This window comes from Saliphagus sp. LR7 (genome assembly GCF_003344565.1).
In the GTDB taxonomy this organism is placed as follows: domain Archaea; phylum Halobacteriota; class Halobacteria; order Halobacteriales; family Natrialbaceae; genus Saliphagus; species Saliphagus infecundisoli.
The window spans coordinates 14,156-29,809 of the sequence record NZ_QPND01000009.1 but is presented as its reverse complement, the minus strand read 5'-3'; the positions used below and the strand labels follow the sequence as shown (position 1 = coordinate 29,809).

The window sequence follows — 15,654 nt, the reverse complement described above, 5'->3', positions numbered from 1 at the left end:
TATCTAGAACAGCTCCTGGGTAATCTCTAAGGTCTCTTCGCGGTCGTCCCAGCGGACGAACAGCGCGACGCTGGTCGCGCTCGTGATGATGTCGTGGAGGTTGATGTGGGCCTCGCCCAGCGGATCGACGATCTCGCTGACGATCCCCGGCTGATTGGGGAGTTCGCCGCCGGTGACCCGGATGACGGCCGTCGGGGCGTCGACGGTGACGCTAGAGAGGGCGTCGCTGGCGACGACCTCGCGGTGGAGGATGGTCTCGGCCTGTTCTGCGTCCTCCTCGTCGACGTAGAAGGTGATGGTGTCGAGGCCGCTGGCGACCGCGTCGATGTTGACCTCGCTGTCGCCGAGGGCGGCCGACAGCGACTGGAAGACGCCGGGCTGGTTGCGGATCGCCCGGCCGGCGACGGTGAGACAGGCCAGCGGGCGCTCGCGCATGTCGACTAAGTTGCTGAACTCGCCCTCGATGCTCGTCCCCCCCGAGAGGAGGTCGCCGTGCTGGTAGTGAACGACCCGGACGTCGAGTTTGCCGTCCTTGTAGGAAAGCGCCGAGGGGGCGACGACCTCCGCACCCCGAAAGGAGAGGTTGCGGAGTTCGTCGACCGAGATCTCGCCGACGTTTCTGGCGCCCTCGACGACGTGGGGGTCGCCGGTCATCACGCCCTCAACGTCGGTGACGATGACGACCTCGTCGGCGTGCATGTACTTGCCCAGCATGACCGCGGTGGTGTCGCTCCCGCCGCGCCCGAGCGTCGTCACGGAGCCGTCGGTCCCCTCGGCGAGAAAGCCGGTGATCACGGGGACGGCCTCGCCCAGCGAGGCGGCGACCTCGTCGGTCCGCCGGCGGGTCTCTTCGACGTCTACCTCGCCGATGTCGTCGGTGACGATCGGCCAGTCCTCGCTTCCGGGCTCGAGAAACCGGGCGTCGATCCCGCGGGAGGCCAGTGCCGCCTTCAGCATCCGCACCGAGATCCGCTCGCCCATGCTGACGATCTGGGAGCGGTCTTCCTCCTCGGCGTCGAAGGTGATCTCCGAGAGGAGGTCGTCGGTCATCGACCCCATCGCGCTGGCGACGACGGCGATCTCGTGGCCGTCCTCGACGGCGGCGGCGATCGAGTCGGCGGCCCGGTTGATCCGGTCGCCGCTGCCGAGGCTGGTGCCGCCGAACTTCGCTACGACCCGCATCGCGCCCCCCCGTCGAGAACCCTGGAAACGGTGGATATCCCTGCCATCGTGTGCCGATCGGTTACCGGAGCGGGGCAATAACGCTGTCCCTTCGGGAGACCCAGCCGGGAGCGGGGGTCATCCTCCGACGGGGCCGGGAGGCCGTCAGCGCACGATCGTTACCGGCACCGGCGCCCGCTTCGAGACCGTCTCGGCGACGTTGCCGACGAGAAATCTGTGGGTCACGCGCTCGCGGTCGGCGCCGTGGGCCCCGATGACGACCGCGTCGTACTCGTCGGCACGGTCGATGACGTTCCGGGCAGGGTGGCCAATCCCGACGACCGTCTCGATCTCCCGGCCCTGCTCGTCGGCGACCTCGCGGGCGCGTTCGAAGACCGGGGCCGCGCGCTCGGCGGCCGCCGCGTCCAGGTCGTCCTCGAGGGTGAGTCCCACGGCCTCGCCCATCATCATCGACGGGACGCCGACGACGTGGAGGACGGTCACCTCCGCGTCGGGGTGGTTGTCCAGGGCGTACGCGAGGGCGCGGCCGGCAGGGTCGGAGTCGTCCATCGGGACGAGGATGCGCGAGAGCATACTCGACGTAGGCGGCCCGGGACCGTAAACTCCCTAGGCGACCCCCGGGAAGGCGACGAAGAAGCCGTAGGCCAGAAGCGTCGACATCGAGGGACCGATGATCCACATCGAGACATACTTCATTACCGCCCGCGGGTTGAACAGATCGCCCGCGCGGAGCACCTCCGCGGGCTCTTCCTCGCCGATGGGGGCCGCCGGCTCGTCGGCCGTCTCCGCGGCGGTGATCGCGCCCGGGACGATCTCGTGGTCGCCGGCGTTGCGGGTGACCGCCTCGCGGACGGTGACCGGGCGGGTCGCCCGACCCCAGCCGATGCCGACGATCGTCATCACTGTCGCCATCACGAGGCTGATCGGGATGCCGATGGCCGAAAGGGCGGTCGTGATCGTCGAGGCGGTCACCATCACGAACAGGGCCGCGAGCAGCGGGATGTCGCTCAACTCGCCGCCGACCGACTCCATCGTCCGGCGGGCGATCGTAAACCCGCCGAGGCCGATCGCGAGCGTGGCGATCACGACCGCGGTGGTCACCTCCAGTCCCGCCTCGCCGACCAGCGGCGCGGCGGCATTGGGCACGTTGCTCGCACCGGCGCTGAAGGCCATGTAACAACCGATGACGAGGACGACCGCCGTCGTGGCGAGCTCGACCCGGGTCGTGTTCGGGCCCAGTTCCGGCCTCGGGATCGAGCCACGCCGATCGAGGGTCAACAGCGGCCCCTCTGACTTCTCGATCCGTACCCGCCGATTGATCTCGGGGTAGAGATACCGGCCGATGACGCCGCCGATCCAGAAGCCGATGATCGGCGTCACGACCCACCAGGAGACGATCCAGGCGATCGTCTCGTAGTTCAGGCTGTCGGTCGCGAGTCCCAGGCCCGCGATCGCACCCACCGTCGTCATCGAGGTGGGGACGGGCACGCCGAAGACGTTGGCGACGAGGATCCCCAGCCCGATGAAAAAGAGGACGGCGACCCCCGCCGACAGCGTGAGTTCGGTTGTGATGATCTCCCCGCTCAGCGTATCCATCACGTTCCGCCCGACGGTCATCCCTCCGAGGAAGACGAAGCCCGTCATCACCGCCGCCGCGGTCGTCTTCGTGACGATCCCCGCTCCCACCGCGGGCCCCCACGTGATCCCCGTCGAGGAGCCGCCAATGTTGAACCCGACGAAGATCGAGGCGACGACACCGACCAGGAGGAGCGTCTCGACCATCGGCGAACCCTACCCAGTCGGCGATAAAATAAGTGCGTGATAGCGATCTCTTCGAACCGACGGGTTTCCCGATCGTGGACCCGGACGCGAATCGGTCGAATCGTTACATCGGGGTGCATACGTAACGGAGCCCGATGTATCTCAATCAGCAAAGGGGCGGTAGTGAGGGAAATGATCCCGACGTATTGCCTCGATTATGAGGAGTATTCCCGCGATTCCGAGAGCAAGTGCTAGGGCTCCCGGCGCACTCTTCCAGTTGATTGTTGTCTCTCGGGGGATCACATGGTATCGGCCGTCCTGAGACACGACACGTCCAGTACCCCATGCAATGGCCTCGGTGTCGTTATCATCGAATCTGTATCGTTCGCCCTCGATTGTTCCATCGACGATTTGTCGATGTTCTTCTGACAACTCCTCGTACTCGGCGACCCCATATTTGGGAATCTCTTCGGACACGTTTTCTGCGTTTTGGACGCTCTTTTCGTGGAAAATAACGTACTCGGCTGCAACAATCCCACTAACAATACCTGCGATAATAAACATCAAACCAATCAACAACATTCCAAAATGAACCCAATTCTGATTCATCACCTTCTCAGATCGGAATTGTTGATTATATATCTTCTTCTGAACGATACTGGTGCCGCTTGTATGTAACGATAGCTTCGTGAAGTTACAACCCTTTTGTCGCCCCCGCACGTCCGTCGGGGCATGAAGGGCGAGGGGGGCTCCGAGGGGGCAAAGCGCCGGGCGGGCCAGCGGGCGGCCCGAGAGGTCGAGCCGGGGTGGGTCGTCGGTCTCGGCACCGGCTCGACGGCCGCCCACGCGATCCGGGCGCTCGAGGACGCCGACGTCCGGGGGATTCCCACCTCCTACCAGTCCCGGGAGCTGGCGATCGAGGCGGGAGTCCCCCTGACGAGCCTGGACGAGGTCGAGGGAGTCGACCTCTCGATCGACGGCGCCGACCAGTTCGCCCGCGGGTCGGGCGCGTTGATCAAGGGCGGTGGGGGCGCACACGCACGCGAAAAGATCATCGACGGGGCCGCCGACCGGTTCCTCGTCGTCGCCGATCCGACGAAGGCGACCGACGTCCTCGACCGGCCGGTGCCCGTCGAATGCCTCCCCGACGCCCGCCCGGTCGTCGAAGACCGGCTTCGGGAGTGTGGCGGCGAGCCCGACCTCCGGGAGGCCGCGGGGAAAGACGGCCCGGTGATCACCGACAACGGGAACCTCCTGATCGACTGTGCGTTCGGCGCCATCGAGGACCCCGGCGGGCTGGCGACCCGGCTGTCGGCGATCCCGGGGGTCGTCGAACACGGCCTCTTCGTCGACCTCGCCGACACGGTCTACGTCGGAGTCGAGGAGGGGGTCGAACGGATCGACTACTAGAAGCCGATGTGGGAGGTCGACCCCGGCATATCGTCGTCCCCGTCGTCACCGTCACCGCTTCCGATCCCGCCGGCGTGGCGGAACCGGGCGTCCTCGTCGACGAGGTAGACCGAGCCGAGTTCGACGACCGTCTCGACCGGCCTGAGGGTAGTCCCGGCAGCCTCGCCGTTGTCACAGTCGCCCGTACAGGGCTCGAACAGCGAGCCGTGGCGGGGACAGACGATCCCCTCCTCGCGGATCGTCGCGCCGAAGCCCGGATCGAGACGCTGGGCCTCGTGGGGGCAGACGTTGACCCAGGCCTTGACCTCGGCGCCGTCGTCCTCGCAGGGCACCAGGATGACCTCCTCGCGATCCCCGTGTCGGTCCTCGATGGTAAAGAGCCACGACCCCTCCTCGCGGACGGTCTCGACCGCCGTCAGTCGCGTGCGTTCGGCCACGCCCGGGCAGTGGGCCCCGCCGATTCAAAACGTTCCGGTCTCCTCGGGAGCGTCGGCTCGTCCCGCGAGCGCGGCGAGCAGGTAGACCGCTCCGAGCAGGCGCGCGAACGGCCGGACCCAGGGTTTGAGCTCAATCTCCCCGGCGTTCTCGTAGGCGGCCCCGAGCGCGACCGCGAGGGTCCGGTCCGGGGCAAGCGCCAGCGGGAGGCCGACGACCGCGAGCAGCCGACGGGCCGACGCCGGCACGGCACCCCGCAGGGCGAGGCGGACGAAGAGGAATCCCTCGAGGCGGGCGATCGGGATCGTCCACCGGCGAAGGCGGGCCCGTTCGGGGTTCTCGAAGGCGAGCCGTTCGCCCCACTCCACGAGCCGGTTCGGCGCGACGATTTCGACGAGGCCGACGACGACGAGGAACGGACGGTACATACCTCTCCTACGGGCGCCGTCGACAAAAGCGGTTCCGCGCGGCCCGCCTTCGACAGCGGCCGCTGGCGGGTTCACGCGCGAAAAAACGGGGACTCGACGACCTTACAGGTCGCGGGGCTGGACCGTCTTCCGGTCGTTGTCCTCGGCGCGTCGGGCAGCGTCGGAGAGCAGTTCGTCGACTTCCTCGTCGAGGGCGTCGTAGAAGTCCGAGGCGACGTTCTTGTCATCGAGCGCTTCCTTGACGGCGGCTTTGACGATAAGGTCTGCCATACGATACCTCCTTTCCGTTTCCAGCTTATAAACGTTCTGTTTACATGCCGGATAGCGGGCGTCTCGCGGGCTCCCACGGCGATCTACCGGCTCCTGCCACCATAAAGTATATACGATGATGGTGGCACCGGCCGGAACGGTCCGTCCGACCGCTCTGACCGGCCGCGATCGCCCGTCCGAGCCGCTCGCGCGCGCCACGGTCCGACGGATTCGAGTAGGCGCGGACCCGAGACGCGCTATGCGCGACATCCTCGAAGCCGTCGCGGCGGGCGAGCTCTCGCCGGTCCGCGCGGAGGCGGAGCTAGCGGGGTACGTCACCGGCGAGGCCGGGCGGTTCGACGCCGCACGGGGGGAACGCCGGGGGATCCCCGAGGCCATCCTCGCGGAGGGAAAGACGCCCGAACAGGTCGCCTCGCTTGCGGCGACCGCCGTCGAGACGACCGGACGGGCACTGATTACCCGAATCGACGACGAGGGGGCCGCGGCGGTCGAGGACCGTTTCGCCGGCGGGGACGCCACCCGAGAGCGGCGGGGATCGACGCTCGTGGTCCGCGGAGCCGACCGCGAGCCCGCCGAACTCGCGGCGACGGTGGGGCTCGTGACCGCAGGGACGGTCGACGGCCCCGTCGCCGACGAGGCCGAGGTGGTCTGTGCGGACGCCGGCGCGTCGGTCGACCGGATCGACGACGTCGGGGTTGCCGCCCTCGATCGGACCCTGGACCAGGTCGACCGGCTGTCGCGGGCGGACGTCCTGATCGTCTGTGCGGGCCGGGAGGGCGCCCTGCCGACAGTGATCGCGGGGCTGGTCGACACCCCGGTCATCGGCGTTCCCGTCTCCAGTGGCTACGGGTTCGGCGGCGACGGGCGGGCGGCGCTTTCGGGGATGCTCCAGTCGTGTACCGTCCTCTCGGTGGTCAACGTCGATGCGGGGTTCGTCGCGGGCTGTCAGGCGGTCCTGATCGCCCGCGCGATCGATGGCGCCGGCGAGTGAGGGTATCGAGAAAAAATCCTCCCGGAAGGAAAAAACCGGGTCGAATTTGGGAAAGAGTATTTAATCCTACGCCGAGTAGTTCGACGTGCCGGTGACGCCCGGCACGACCATGCCCGAGTGCAACCACTGTGGTGCGCACGTCTCCGAACGGTTCGTGCGGGTCTTCTCCGACGAGACGGGGGAGGTCCACGCGTGTACGGCCTGCTCGGCGAACGCGGGAATCGCCGAGGTGGCCCGGGAACGTGCCCGGAGCACCTGACCCTCCAGGACGCACCGCCGTCGATTACCACGCGCCCCCACGCCGCGACGCTTTTTGGCCCGCCGGATCCACACACCGACATGAGCGCTTCCCACGTCGTCTACGTCCTCTCGTGTGCCGACGACAGCCTCTACACCGGTTACACGACCGATCTCGAACGTCGGGTCGCCGAACACAACGCGGGCGAGGGCGCGAAGTACACCCGCGGCCGGACACCGGTCGCGGTCGTCCACAGCGAGTCCCACGAGTCGCGGTCGGCGGCGCTCTCGAGGGAGTACGAGATCAAGCAGTGGAGCCGGCGCCGGAAGCTGGAACTGGTCGGCGGCGAGTAGATCAGTCGTCGGCCGCGGCCCGCGAGGTCGTCACGTCGGGTTCGATGAAGGCGTACTCCGCGAGCATCCGGCCGAGCTTCTCGACGCGCTCCTGGAGATCGGGGTCGACGAACCGACGGCCGTCGATCGCGTCCGGATCGGCCTCGAACTCGCCGGAGGCCCCGCGGATGCCGACCTGGTGGGGGAGCACCCAACCATGCACTCCTCGAACCGTGATCCGGAGGTGGTCGAGCGTCGACCCGTAGGAACCCCCGCCCGCCGAAGCCAGCAGCCCGACGGTGGTGTCCTCGAACTCGTCGAAGCCACAGTAGTCGTGGAAGTTCTTCAGTGCACCCGAATACGAGCTGTGGTAGACGGGGGTGCCGAGCGCGACGGCGTCGGCCTCCCGGACGATCCGCATCGCCTCCTCGCCGTCGCCCTGGCCGTCGACGTCGGGGTCGTAGACCGGAAGGTCGTACTTCCGGAGGTCCAACAGCTCGGTCTCCGCGCCGGCCTCCGCGGCGGCCCGGAGGGCGTACTGGAGGGCGGTTCGGGTGGTGCTCTCGTCGCGGAGGCTTCCGCTTACCGCGACGACGCGTGGGGCCGAACTCATACCTCGAACTACCGGTCCGGACCGGAAAACGCCGTCGGATCCCGAGGACAGTTCGAGGACGGGCGCTCGACAGTGCCCGATCATTTTCCGACAGGGCTATCCTGGGCGACGGGCCAGAGCGGACATGGAACCCGTCTCCGGACCCACGAGGCGTCAGGTCGCCCTCGGCGTCGCCACCCTCGCGGCCGGCCTCGCCGGCTGTCTCGGCAGTCTCACCGACGACGGCAGCCACGAGCACGAACACGACGATCCCCCCTGGGAGTGGGGCGGGTCGTACGAACTCGAGTCGGGGGTCTACACCTACACGTATCACGAGGGACCCGACCCGGAGATGGACCTCGCGTTCGTCCCCGCCGAGGAATCCGACGACCACGGCCTCTTTCATGCGGGGGAGACGGCGACGGAACTGTTCGAGGCCGACGACGCGGACACGGTCGTTTCCGACGGCGACGCGATACGACCCTCCTCTGAGACGCTGTATCGCATCGAGTTCGAGTCCGCCGGCGAAACGACGATCGAGTTGCGCGTCGGTTCGGACGGGTCCTATTCGATGTTCACCGCCCACGTCCCCGACGAGTTCGACGCGGAACTCCGCGCTCCGGCCGGCGACGAGATGGCGCCGGAGGCGACCGAACTGCGTTCGGGCCACGACCACGGGAACGACGATCACGACCACGAAAACGACAGCCACGATCACTGACGACCGACCGGTCGGTCCGGCAGCAACTCCGACCGGCCGGGCCGGGACGAGCACGCGTGCGTCGCCTTTTTCGCACCGCGTTGCGAGTGAGAAGACATGGAACCAGAGGCGATCACGTTCGGTACCGACGGCTGGCGGGCGACCCTAGACGAGTTCACGACCCCCCGGGTTCGGATCTTCGCCCAGGGCGTCGCGTCGTATCTCCGTGAGGAGGGTCCGGAAGGCCCCGTCGCGGTCGGCTACGACGCCCGCGAGAGCTCGCCCGCGTTCGCCGAGGAGATCACGCGCGTGCTCTGTGCGAACGGGTTCGACGTCCTCCTTCCCGAACGGGATCGCCCCACCCCACTCTTCGCCTACGGCATCGTCGACCGGGACCTCGCGGGCGCGGTCGTCGTCACCGCCTCCCACAACCCGCCGGAGTACAACGGCGTGAAGTTCATTCCCGGAGACGGCGCGCCAGCACTCCCGCCCGTGATGGACGGGATCGAGGACCGACTCGCCGAACCCGAGACCCTGCCCGAGGACGAACACGGCTCGGCCCGCGAGGTCGACTTCGTCTCGCCCCACGCCGACCAGGTCCGCGAGCTCGTCGACACCGACGGTATCTCCGGACTCTCGGTCGCCTACGACGCCATGCACGGAAGCGGGCGGGGGACGACCGATACCCTCCTCGAACGAGCGGGGGCGGACGTCTCCCGCCTGCGCTGCGAACGGCAGGCGGACTTCGGCGGCTCGCCGCCCGAACCCGCCCCCGAAAATTTGGAGGAACTCGTCGAGCGGGTCGAGGGAGGCGACGCGGAGGTGGGGATCGCAAACGACGGCGACGCGGATCGGATCGCGGTCGTCACCCCCGAGCGGGGCTACCTGGACGAGAACCTCTTTTTCGCCGCGCTGTACGACTACCTGCTCGAGGACGACGCGGGCCCGGTCGTCCGGACGGTCTCGACGACGTACCTGATCGACCGGGTCGCCGAAGCTCATGGCGAGTCCGTCCGGGAGGTCCCTGTCGGCTTCAAGTGGATCGCTCAGGCCATCGAGGAGGAGGACGCGCTGGTCGGCGGCGAGGAGTCGGGCGGTTTCACGATCCGCGGCCACGTCCGCGAGAAGGACGGCGTCCTGATGGCGGCCGTCGCCGCGGCGATGCATGCCGTCGAACCGACCGACAACCGGGTCGACCGGCTGCTCTCGGCCCACGGCACCGTCGTCCAGGACAAGACGAGCGTCGACTGTCCCGACGACGAGAAGGAGCGAGCGATCGCCGAGCTTGAGGACCACATTCCCGAGGAGGTGCGGGGGGTCGCAGTCGAGGACGTCGTCACCGCCGACGGCTTCAAGCTCCTGCTCGCGGACGGGTCGTGGCTGCTCGTCCGCCCGAGCGGCACCGAGCCCGTCCTCCGGGTGTACGCCGAGGCCGAGGACGGCGAGCGCGTCTCGGAGCTGCTCGCAGCGGGCGAGGAGCTGCTCGGGACGGTCGTGTAGCTCACTCGCGGTCGAACGGCCGGGATCGGGCCGCCGCGGAGACGGAATCGGCGTCCGGCAGCTCTCCCGCGCAGTTCCCGCAGTAGCGGTAGTCGGGGTCGTTTCTCCTCCCACAGCGGACACACCGGCCGGGGATCGACGAGGGGTCGGTCGCGTAGTTCGTCGGATCGTACTGGGCGGGGAGGACCGCCTGCCGGGGCGGGCTGGCCAGGCGGTCGAGAGCCGTGTAGGCGAGGACGAGGGCCACTCCGAGAAGCGCCGCCCAGATCAGCCACTCCATCCCCTGTCCGTAGACGGCCCGTGGCAATAAGTGTCACCGGGAGCGGGCCGCGGCCGCGAACCGCCCCAACCGGTGAGCAGGTTGCGCTCTCCGGGTCGAACGGTATCCGGGTCGAGGCCGAAGGGGTGGTATGAGCGACACGGACGACCACGCCACGATGGAACTGGACGCCGACGCCTGGCACCAGGACGACGAGGGCAACCACTACATCGACTGCCCGGAGTGTGGGTCGGCGGCGACGCTCTCGAACGTCGTCAACCACGGCCGGTGTAACGCGTTCATGGACCAGGCGGAGTCGGATACCGAACTCGACGAGACGGAATTTTCGTGCACCGCATCGCTCTCGCTCGAGCTCCGGTACACCTCCGAGCCACCGGGCGAGTCCGACCGCGAAACCGCCGAGGACCCCCAGGAGCAAGCCGACGACGTCGACATCGACGACCAGGCGTCGGGAACCGAGGGCGCGCCCTCGAACTAATCGAACTCGCCCCGGTACCGATCCTCGTCGTCGACCGGCTGGATCGCAAACCCCAGCGACTCGTAGAACGGCTCCACGGAGGCGTCGAACTCGGCGACGAGCCGGCCCTCCCGCTCGCCCGCCGCCTCGACGAGCGCGCGGCCGATCCCCCGGTCGCGCCGGGAGCGCCGGACCGCGACGGCGACGACCTCCCACCCCCCTGCGATCGGCTCGCAGACGAGCGTTCCCAGCGGCCGTCCCGTCCTGCCATCGCCGCCGTCGCTCCGGACTGCCAGGAGGACGTCGCCGGCCTCGATCCGCGCGTCGAGGTCGGGGACCGAGAGCACGGCACCGTCGACGAGTCGGCGGACGGCGAGGCGGTCCCCGGGCGTCGCCGTCCGGACCGCGACCTCCTCGCTCATCCCCCCTTTATCAGCCGGAGGACGGTCACGCGCTCGGCCTCGACCGGCCGGTCCTCGGGAACCGGCCTGCCCTCGACGAGGACGGTCGCCTCGTGGGGGCTGAGTTCGACCGCCGAGAGGAGGTCGGCGTACGTCGGCGTCTCCGGGGGCGCCCCGCCGGCGATCTCCTCGAGGTCGACCTCGCGGTCGTCCTCGCCGGCGACGGAGACGGTGACGGTGGTCATGGCCCGAGTTTCGTCCGGTGGAACTTGAGAACGTCGGCTTTCACGGGGACGTGCATGGAGACGTGGGCTCTGGAAACGGCGGTTCCACCGATGGTTCGGCACCGACCCGGTGTGGCCTATTCAGGCGGGTTCTCCGAGGCCGGGCGAGGGCTCGCGCCGGCTACCGCGCGCGTGGACGTACAGCCCCACTGCGAGCGCGCCGAAGCCGAGCAGGAAGATCAGGAAATTGATCAGCCCGCCGAGGTAGGGCACCAGACCGAGGACGGCACCGGCGATCAGGCCGACGACGAGCGCGAGCCAGCGGTTCCCGATCCCCGCATACGAGAGCAGCCAGGCCGCGACGGCGAAGCGTCCGTAGACGATCCCGATCCAGACGGAGAGCGCGAAGACGAGCGAGCCGACGAGCGTGATCGGGATGCCGATCACCGTGATCGCGACCGCGATCAGCACGACCGGAACCGCGACGAGGACGCCGATACCCGCGAGCCCGGTCCGAACGGGGTCGTCGGCGACCCGCTCGACGACCCCCGTCGAGAACCGTGGGAACAGCGCGAGCAAGGCGGCACCCAGAAGCAGGTGCAAGAGGAGCGCGTAGGCGTCGAACAGCCAGGAGGCGACGGGGCCGATCGTCGGTCCGACCTCGACGCCGACCGTCGAGTCCCGCGTCAGGTCGCCCGCGACCGCAGCCTCGTTGCCCTCCAGATCGCCGTCGTAGCGCATGTCGCCGGCGATCGACGCTCCATCGCCGAGCACGATCGTCTCGGCGCCGACGCTCACATCGCCCTCCACCGTCCCCGCCAGACGAACGTTGCCCGCGCCGGCCTCGACGTCGCCGGAGACGGTCGCACCCTCCGCGACGAGGAGGTTGCCGGCCGCCGCCGAGACGTCGCCGGAGACGGTCCCCGAGATCTCGACGTTGCCGGCGGCGACGGAGACGTCTCCTTCCACGGTGCCGTCGATGTAGACGTTGCCCGCGAGCCCGCTCACCGATCCCTCGACCGTCCCGCCCTCCTCGACGATGATCGTTCCCGCGACCGCGGCTATTTCGTCGACGGTCTCGCCGTCGGCGACCGTGACTGTGCCGCCGACGTTCGGCTGGGCCGGCTGGGCGATCGTCCCGTCGGCAGCGCCGGGGACACCGGCGACCGGAGCCGAACCGACGAGGACACAGACGAAGCACACGGCGGCGAGCCGGACGGAGGGAGCTTCGAGCATGGACTCCCCCACCACGCAGGAGGACTTAAAGGTTGAACGGGTGACACGGGGCGGCCCCTTCGGGGTACTTATGGGCGGGCCACCCCTCCGACCGGTATGAGCGAGGCCGACGCCGCCGACGCGGCGGGCACTCCCGGTCGGACCGACGTCTGGATCGAGAAGTACCGCCCCGAACGGCTCTCGGAGATCAAGGGCCACGAGGACGTCGTCCCCCGTCTCGAGCGCTACGTCGCCACCGACGACCTCCCCCACCTCATGTTCGCAGGGCCGGCAGGGACGGGGAAATGTGTTACCGGCGAGACCCCGGTGCTGACGAGCAACGGCGTTTCCCCCATCTCGGAGGTCGTCGGCGACGTCGAGGGGTTCGATCAGCCCGAGGACGACCTCGAGATTCTCACCTACGGATCCGACGGCGACTTCGAGTACACCACACCATCCCAGGTCTTTTCCAAGGAGGCCTCCGACCTCATCTCGGTCGAAACCCGGGACGGAAACGAGATCACGGTCACGCCCGAACACAAGCTCTTGGTAGCCGACGAGGAGGGGCTCTCCTGGCGGGAGGCAGGATCACTCTCGGGCGGGGAACGCATCGCTAGACCCCTTTCGATGCCCGTCGCGGACGACGATCCGGCGCTCGACTGGCTCTCCACGATGGACGGCGACCGGACGTTCGTCACCGTCTCGGAGTCGTTCGCCAAGGAGTACGCGATTCCGGCCGAGGAGAACTACGTTGGCCAGAAGAAGACGGTGATCGGTGGTCTCCGACGGGGCGACTCCCTCGAGGAGATCACCGAGGAACACGACGTCTCCCGAAAAACTGCAGGGAACTACGCCCGATCGCTTTCGATCGACCTTGAAAGACCGTCCACGACGTGTTCGCTCTCGTTCCTTCGTGGGCTCGACGCCGACCGATCGGAACTCGAAGGCCACGTCGAATCAGTCCGATACGTCACCGACTACAACCAGCGATCCGATCCGATTACACCGCCCTGGGAGCTAACGCCGGAGCTGGCACGCTTCGTCGGGCTCGCGATCAGCGAGGCTCGAATCGAGAACGGACGCATCAAGTTCTACAACACCGACGACGCGCTCCTCGATGCGTTCGAGCGCCTCGCAGAGGTCCTGTTCGGCGTCGAGACGACTCGAGGAACCCAGAAGGACGTCCTGTATGTCGAACTCCGGACCAAATCCCTTCATCACTTCCTCGCGTCGTGTTTCGGCGTCTTCGGCGACTCAATCGAGATCGGATCGACGCTCGTCCATGCCCCGGCGGAGGTTCGGGCGGCGTTCCTGCAGGCGATCTTCGATTCGGAGTCGTACGTCGCCGACCAGGGAACGATCGAACTCACGCAGAAAGACGAGTCGCTAATCACCCTCTGTTCGTACCTGCTCGCTTCCTTCGGGATCCCGACACGCCGAAAGCGAGTCGAGAAGGCGGCGACGAACGGCTCGGGTCCGAAGCGGGAGTACCACTCGCTGTACGTCTCGGGAACGTCCCACATCTCGCGGTTCGCGGACGAGATCGGCTTCACGATCGACCACAAGCGCGATCGACTCGCCGACGCGACGGCTGGAACCGGGAACCCGAATCACGATACGATTCCGGCTCAGGAGGCCATCGACGACCTCTGTGAGATGCTCGCCCTCGATAAGGGACCGTTGGTGACCGGGAGCCTGAACCCCGACAGGCCCGGCCGCGAGTCACACATGGAGGACATCGACCGCGTCCTCGACGCAGCATCCGAGCGAATCGAGACGGCCCAACGAGTCCGACAAGAGGTCGAGTCCCTCCGCGGCGAAATCCGTTCTTTGAGCGCCGTTCTCTCGACGTGGACCGGTGATCGCGCCATGCTCGAACCCCTCGAGACGCGAACGGATATTGCGGAGACGACCGGAGTTCGAACGGACCGATTGCTTGAGTATGCCGACGGCCGACGATCCCCGACCGCGAGCCGCGCGGGCGAGTTGCTCGTGACCCTCGGCTCCCGGCCCGACACGCCGGATACCGACAGCGTCCAGACGGTGCTCGGGTCGTCGATCGAAGCGCTCGGCGTTTCGGACAACCGCGTTGCGGAGAGAACGGAGTTGCTCGGTCGGGACGTCAGAAACCTGATCGAGAGCGACGGTCACGACCTCGCCACCCTCGCGCGGTTCGATACGGTCGCCGAGCGTATCCACGACGTCGCCTCGGAGATGTGCTCGATGGCGGTGATCGAACGACTCTCCGCACTCGATCGCCTCTCGCGGGACACGCTCTACTTCGATCGCGTGACCGAGGTCGAACCCGTCGAGGGGAGCAGGCGCGTCTACGATCTCACGGTTCCGGGAACGCGAAACTACGTCGCCGGACGGGTTCCGACGGTGATGCACAACACGACCGCGGCACAGGCCATCGCCCGCGAGATCTACGGCGAGGACTGGCGCGAGAACTTTCTCGAGCTCAACGCGAGCGACGAGCGCGGGATCGACGTCGTCCGCGACCGGATCAAGAACTTCGCGCGGACGAGCTTCGGGGGGTACGACTACCGGGTCATCTTCCTCGACGAGGCCGATGCCCTCACCAGCGACGCCCAGTCGGCGCTGCGCCGGACGATGGAGCAGTTCTCGAACACGACCCGCTTCATCCTCTCGTGTAACTACTCGAGCCGGATCATCGACCCGATCCAGTCGCGGTGTGCGGTCTTTCGGTTCACCCAACTGAGCGACGAGGCGATCGAGGCCCAGATCGAGGAAATCGCGAGCGAGGAGGGCATCGAGGTGACCGACGACGGCGTCGAGGCCCTGGTGTACGCCGCCGCGGGGGACATGCGCAAGGCGATCAACGGGCTCCAGGCCGCCGCCGTGATGGGCGAGCTCGTCGACGAGGAGACGGTGTTCGCGATCACTTCGACCGCCCGCCCTGAGGAGGTCGAAGCGATGGTCGATCGCGCGATCGCGGGCGACTTCACCGCCGCCCGCGCCGCGCTCGACGACCTCCTCACGGATCGGGGGCTCGCCGGCGGCGACGTCATCGACCAGCTCCACCGCTCGGCCTGGGAGTTTGATCTCGAGGAACGGGAGACGGTCCGCCTGCTCGAGCGGCTTGGCGAGGCCGACTACCGGATCACCGAGGGCGCGGGCGAACGCCTCCAGCTCGAGGCGCTGTTGGCCTCGCTGGCCCTCGAAGACGGGTAGGTGTCGCGGGAGCCGCGAACGGCCGGTGCGCAACTGTTTTACC

Annotated in this window: 20 protein-coding genes; 8 read left to right on the top strand and 12 right to left on the bottom strand. The window is 67.9% G+C overall.

Annotation, left to right across the window (positions count from 1 at the left end; all coding sequences use genetic code 11):
- Positions 1-3: 3 nt before the first annotated feature.
- From DVH23_RS13240 to DVH23_RS13225, 4 genes are all read right to left on the bottom strand, one after another.
- Positions 4-1,182, bottom strand: coding sequence for an aspartate kinase (locus tag DVH23_RS13240; protein ID WP_114577913.1), 1,179 nt, complete (start codon positions 1,180-1,182; stop codon positions 4-6).
- Between the two features lie 144 nt (positions 1,183-1,326).
- The gene (locus DVH23_RS13235; RefSeq protein ID WP_114577912.1) at positions 1,327-1,755 is read right to left on the bottom strand and encodes a universal stress protein; all 429 of its coding nucleotides are present in this window, start codon (positions 1,753-1,755) and stop codon (positions 1,327-1,329) included.
- 33 nt (positions 1,756-1,788) lie between these two features.
- Complete coding sequence (locus DVH23_RS13230) at positions 1,789-2,964, bottom strand: inorganic phosphate transporter (RefSeq protein WP_114577911.1); 1,176 nt, start codon at positions 2,962-2,964, stop codon at positions 1,789-1,791.
- 141 nt (positions 2,965-3,105) lie between these two features.
- Positions 3,106-3,552, bottom strand: coding sequence for a hypothetical protein (locus tag DVH23_RS13225; RefSeq protein ID WP_114577910.1), 447 nt, complete (start codon positions 3,550-3,552; stop codon positions 3,106-3,108).
- A 123-nt stretch (positions 3,553-3,675) separates the two neighbouring features.
- Between DVH23_RS13225 and rpiA the strand changes: the two genes are divergently transcribed.
- Positions 3,676-4,353: a ribose-5-phosphate isomerase RpiA gene (gene rpiA, locus DVH23_RS13220; protein ID WP_114577909.1), complete on the top strand. Its 678-nt coding sequence runs from the start codon at positions 3,676-3,678 to the stop codon at positions 4,351-4,353.
- Here the strand turns inward: rpiA and DVH23_RS13215 are convergent.
- The 3 genes from DVH23_RS13215 to DVH23_RS13205 all read right to left on the bottom strand — a co-directional run bounded on the left by DVH23_RS13215 (position 4,350) and on the right by DVH23_RS13205 (position 5,486).
- The gene (locus DVH23_RS13215) at positions 4,350-4,790 is read right to left on the bottom strand and encodes a Rieske 2Fe-2S domain-containing protein (protein ID WP_114577908.1); all 441 of its coding nucleotides are present in this window, start codon (positions 4,788-4,790) and stop codon (positions 4,350-4,352) included. The genes rpiA and DVH23_RS13215 overlap by 4 nt on opposite strands.
- 24 nt (positions 4,791-4,814) lie before the next feature.
- The gene (locus DVH23_RS13210; protein WP_114577907.1) at positions 4,815-5,216 is read right to left on the bottom strand and encodes a hypothetical protein; all 402 of its coding nucleotides are present in this window, start codon (positions 5,214-5,216) and stop codon (positions 4,815-4,817) included.
- A gap of 102 nt (positions 5,217-5,318) precedes the next feature.
- On the bottom strand, positions 5,319-5,486 hold the full coding sequence (locus DVH23_RS13205; RefSeq protein ID WP_114577906.1) for a DUF1931 family protein: 168 nt from the start codon (positions 5,484-5,486) through the stop codon (positions 5,319-5,321).
- 238 nt (positions 5,487-5,724) lie between these two features.
- Here DVH23_RS13205 and larB point away from each other — a divergent pair, with 238 nt between their 5' ends.
- The 3 genes from larB to DVH23_RS13195 all read left to right on the top strand — a co-directional run bounded on the left by larB (position 5,725) and on the right by DVH23_RS13195 (position 7,068).
- A complete protein-coding gene (larB, locus tag DVH23_RS13200) occupies positions 5,725-6,477 on the top strand; it encodes a nickel pincer cofactor biosynthesis protein LarB (RefSeq protein ID WP_114577905.1) in 753 nt (250 codons plus the stop codon).
- Positions 6,478-6,568: 91 nt separating this feature from the next.
- Positions 6,569-6,736 carry a hypothetical protein gene (locus DVH23_RS23575; protein ID WP_157972399.1) on the top strand — a complete coding sequence of 56 codons (168 nt, stop codon included), beginning with the start codon at positions 6,569-6,571 and terminating at the stop codon, positions 6,734-6,736.
- An 80-nt stretch (positions 6,737-6,816) separates the two neighbouring features.
- Positions 6,817-7,068, top strand: a complete 252-nt coding sequence (locus DVH23_RS13195; RefSeq protein WP_114577904.1) for a GIY-YIG nuclease family protein — start codon at positions 6,817-6,819, stop codon at positions 7,066-7,068.
- 1 nt (position 7,069) lies between these two features.
- Here DVH23_RS13195 and DVH23_RS13190 read toward each other — a convergent pair whose 3' ends face one another.
- Positions 7,070-7,660 carry an NADPH-dependent FMN reductase gene (locus tag DVH23_RS13190; RefSeq protein ID WP_114577903.1) on the bottom strand — a complete coding sequence of 197 codons (591 nt, stop codon included), beginning with the start codon at positions 7,658-7,660 and terminating at the stop codon, positions 7,070-7,072.
- A 124-nt stretch (positions 7,661-7,784) separates the two neighbouring features.
- Between DVH23_RS13190 and DVH23_RS13185 the strand changes: the two genes are divergently transcribed.
- Together DVH23_RS13185 and DVH23_RS13180 are read left to right on the top strand one after the other, a co-directional pair.
- Positions 7,785-8,360: a hypothetical protein gene (locus tag DVH23_RS13185; RefSeq protein WP_114577902.1), complete on the top strand. Its 576-nt coding sequence runs from the start codon at positions 7,785-7,787 to the stop codon at positions 8,358-8,360.
- A gap of 96 nt (positions 8,361-8,456) precedes the next feature.
- Positions 8,457-9,839, top strand: coding sequence for a phosphoglucomutase/phosphomannomutase family protein (locus tag DVH23_RS13180; RefSeq protein ID WP_114577901.1), 1,383 nt, complete (start codon positions 8,457-8,459; stop codon positions 9,837-9,839).
- A gap of 1 nt (position 9,840) precedes the next feature.
- Here DVH23_RS13180 and DVH23_RS13175 read toward each other — a convergent pair whose 3' ends face one another.
- On the bottom strand, positions 9,841-10,119 hold the full coding sequence (locus tag DVH23_RS13175) for a hypothetical protein (protein WP_114577900.1): 279 nt from the start codon (positions 10,117-10,119) through the stop codon (positions 9,841-9,843).
- A 130-nt stretch (positions 10,120-10,249) separates the two neighbouring features.
- Here DVH23_RS13175 and DVH23_RS13170 point away from each other — a divergent pair, with 130 nt between their 5' ends.
- A complete protein-coding gene (locus DVH23_RS13170; protein ID WP_114577899.1) occupies positions 10,250-10,597 on the top strand; it encodes a hypothetical protein in 348 nt (115 codons plus the stop codon).
- Here the strand turns inward: DVH23_RS13170 and DVH23_RS13165 are convergent.
- The 3 genes from DVH23_RS13165 to DVH23_RS13155 form a co-directional block, all read right to left on the bottom strand.
- Positions 10,594-10,998: a GNAT family N-acetyltransferase gene (locus DVH23_RS13165; RefSeq protein WP_114577898.1), complete on the bottom strand. Its 405-nt coding sequence runs from the start codon at positions 10,996-10,998 to the stop codon at positions 10,594-10,596. The genes DVH23_RS13170 and DVH23_RS13165 overlap by 4 nt on opposite strands.
- The gene (locus tag DVH23_RS13160; RefSeq protein ID WP_114577897.1) at positions 10,995-11,222 is read right to left on the bottom strand and encodes a ubiquitin-like small modifier protein 2; all 228 of its coding nucleotides are present in this window, start codon (positions 11,220-11,222) and stop codon (positions 10,995-10,997) included. The genes DVH23_RS13165 and DVH23_RS13160 overlap by 4 nt, the downstream gene beginning before the upstream one ends.
- A gap of 120 nt (positions 11,223-11,342) precedes the next feature.
- The gene (locus tag DVH23_RS13155; RefSeq protein ID WP_114577896.1) at positions 11,343-12,437 is read right to left on the bottom strand and encodes a polymer-forming cytoskeletal protein; all 1,095 of its coding nucleotides are present in this window, start codon (positions 12,435-12,437) and stop codon (positions 11,343-11,345) included.
- A 96-nt stretch (positions 12,438-12,533) separates the two neighbouring features.
- Between DVH23_RS13155 and DVH23_RS13150 the strand changes: the two genes are divergently transcribed.
- Positions 12,534-15,611 (top strand): replication factor C small subunit, encoded by a 3,078-nt coding sequence (locus DVH23_RS13150; protein ID WP_114577895.1) that lies wholly within the window; start codon positions 12,534-12,536, stop codon positions 15,609-15,611.
- Positions 15,612-15,654 lie beyond the last annotated feature (43 nt).

What these genes read in the sequence shown, in the direction of transcription:
- DVH23_RS13240 (WP_114577913.1), bottom strand. Translation starts at nt 1,182, where the DNA reads ATGCGGGTCGTAGCGAAGTTCGGCGGCACCAGCCTCGGCAGCGGCGAC.
- DVH23_RS13235 (WP_114577912.1), bottom strand. Translation starts at nt 1,755, where the DNA reads ATGCTCTCGCGCATCCTCGTCCCGATGGACGACTCCGACCCTGCCGGC.
- DVH23_RS13230 (WP_114577911.1), bottom strand. Translation starts at nt 2,964, where the DNA reads ATGGTCGAGACGCTCCTCCTGGTCGGTGTCGTCGCCTCGATCTTCGTC.
- DVH23_RS13225 (WP_114577910.1), bottom strand. Translation starts at nt 3,552, where the DNA reads ATGAATCAGAATTGGGTTCATTTTGGAATGTTGTTGATTGGTTTGATG.
- rpiA (WP_114577909.1), top strand. Translation starts at nt 3,676, where the DNA reads ATGAAGGGCGAGGGGGGCTCCGAGGGGGCAAAGCGCCGGGCGGGCCAG.
- DVH23_RS13210 (WP_114577907.1), bottom strand. Translation starts at nt 5,216, where the DNA reads ATGTACCGTCCGTTCCTCGTCGTCGTCGGCCTCGTCGAAATCGTCGCG.
- DVH23_RS13205 (WP_114577906.1), bottom strand. Translation starts at nt 5,486, where the DNA reads ATGGCAGACCTTATCGTCAAAGCCGCCGTCAAGGAAGCGCTCGATGAC.
- larB (WP_114577905.1), top strand. Translation starts at nt 5,725, where the DNA reads ATGCGCGACATCCTCGAAGCCGTCGCGGCGGGCGAGCTCTCGCCGGTC.
- DVH23_RS13195 (WP_114577904.1), top strand. Translation starts at nt 6,817, where the DNA reads ATGAGCGCTTCCCACGTCGTCTACGTCCTCTCGTGTGCCGACGACAGC.
- DVH23_RS13190 (WP_114577903.1), bottom strand. Translation starts at nt 7,660, where the DNA reads ATGAGTTCGGCCCCACGCGTCGTCGCGGTAAGCGGAAGCCTCCGCGAC.
- DVH23_RS13185 (WP_114577902.1), top strand. Translation starts at nt 7,785, where the DNA reads ATGGAACCCGTCTCCGGACCCACGAGGCGTCAGGTCGCCCTCGGCGTC.
- DVH23_RS13180 (WP_114577901.1), top strand. Translation starts at nt 8,457, where the DNA reads ATGGAACCAGAGGCGATCACGTTCGGTACCGACGGCTGGCGGGCGACC.
- DVH23_RS13175 (WP_114577900.1), bottom strand. Translation starts at nt 10,119, where the DNA reads ATGGAGTGGCTGATCTGGGCGGCGCTTCTCGGAGTGGCCCTCGTCCTC.
- DVH23_RS13170 (WP_114577899.1), top strand. Translation starts at nt 10,250, where the DNA reads ATGAGCGACACGGACGACCACGCCACGATGGAACTGGACGCCGACGCC.
- DVH23_RS13165 (WP_114577898.1), bottom strand. Translation starts at nt 10,998, where the DNA reads ATGAGCGAGGAGGTCGCGGTCCGGACGGCGACGCCCGGGGACCGCCTC.
- DVH23_RS13160 (WP_114577897.1), bottom strand. Translation starts at nt 11,222, where the DNA reads ATGACCACCGTCACCGTCTCCGTCGCCGGCGAGGACGACCGCGAGGTC.
- DVH23_RS13155 (WP_114577896.1), bottom strand. Translation starts at nt 12,437, where the DNA reads ATGCTCGAAGCTCCCTCCGTCCGGCTCGCCGCCGTGTGCTTCGTCTGT.
- DVH23_RS13150 (WP_114577895.1), top strand. Translation starts at nt 12,534, where the DNA reads ATGAGCGAGGCCGACGCCGCCGACGCGGCGGGCACTCCCGGTCGGACC.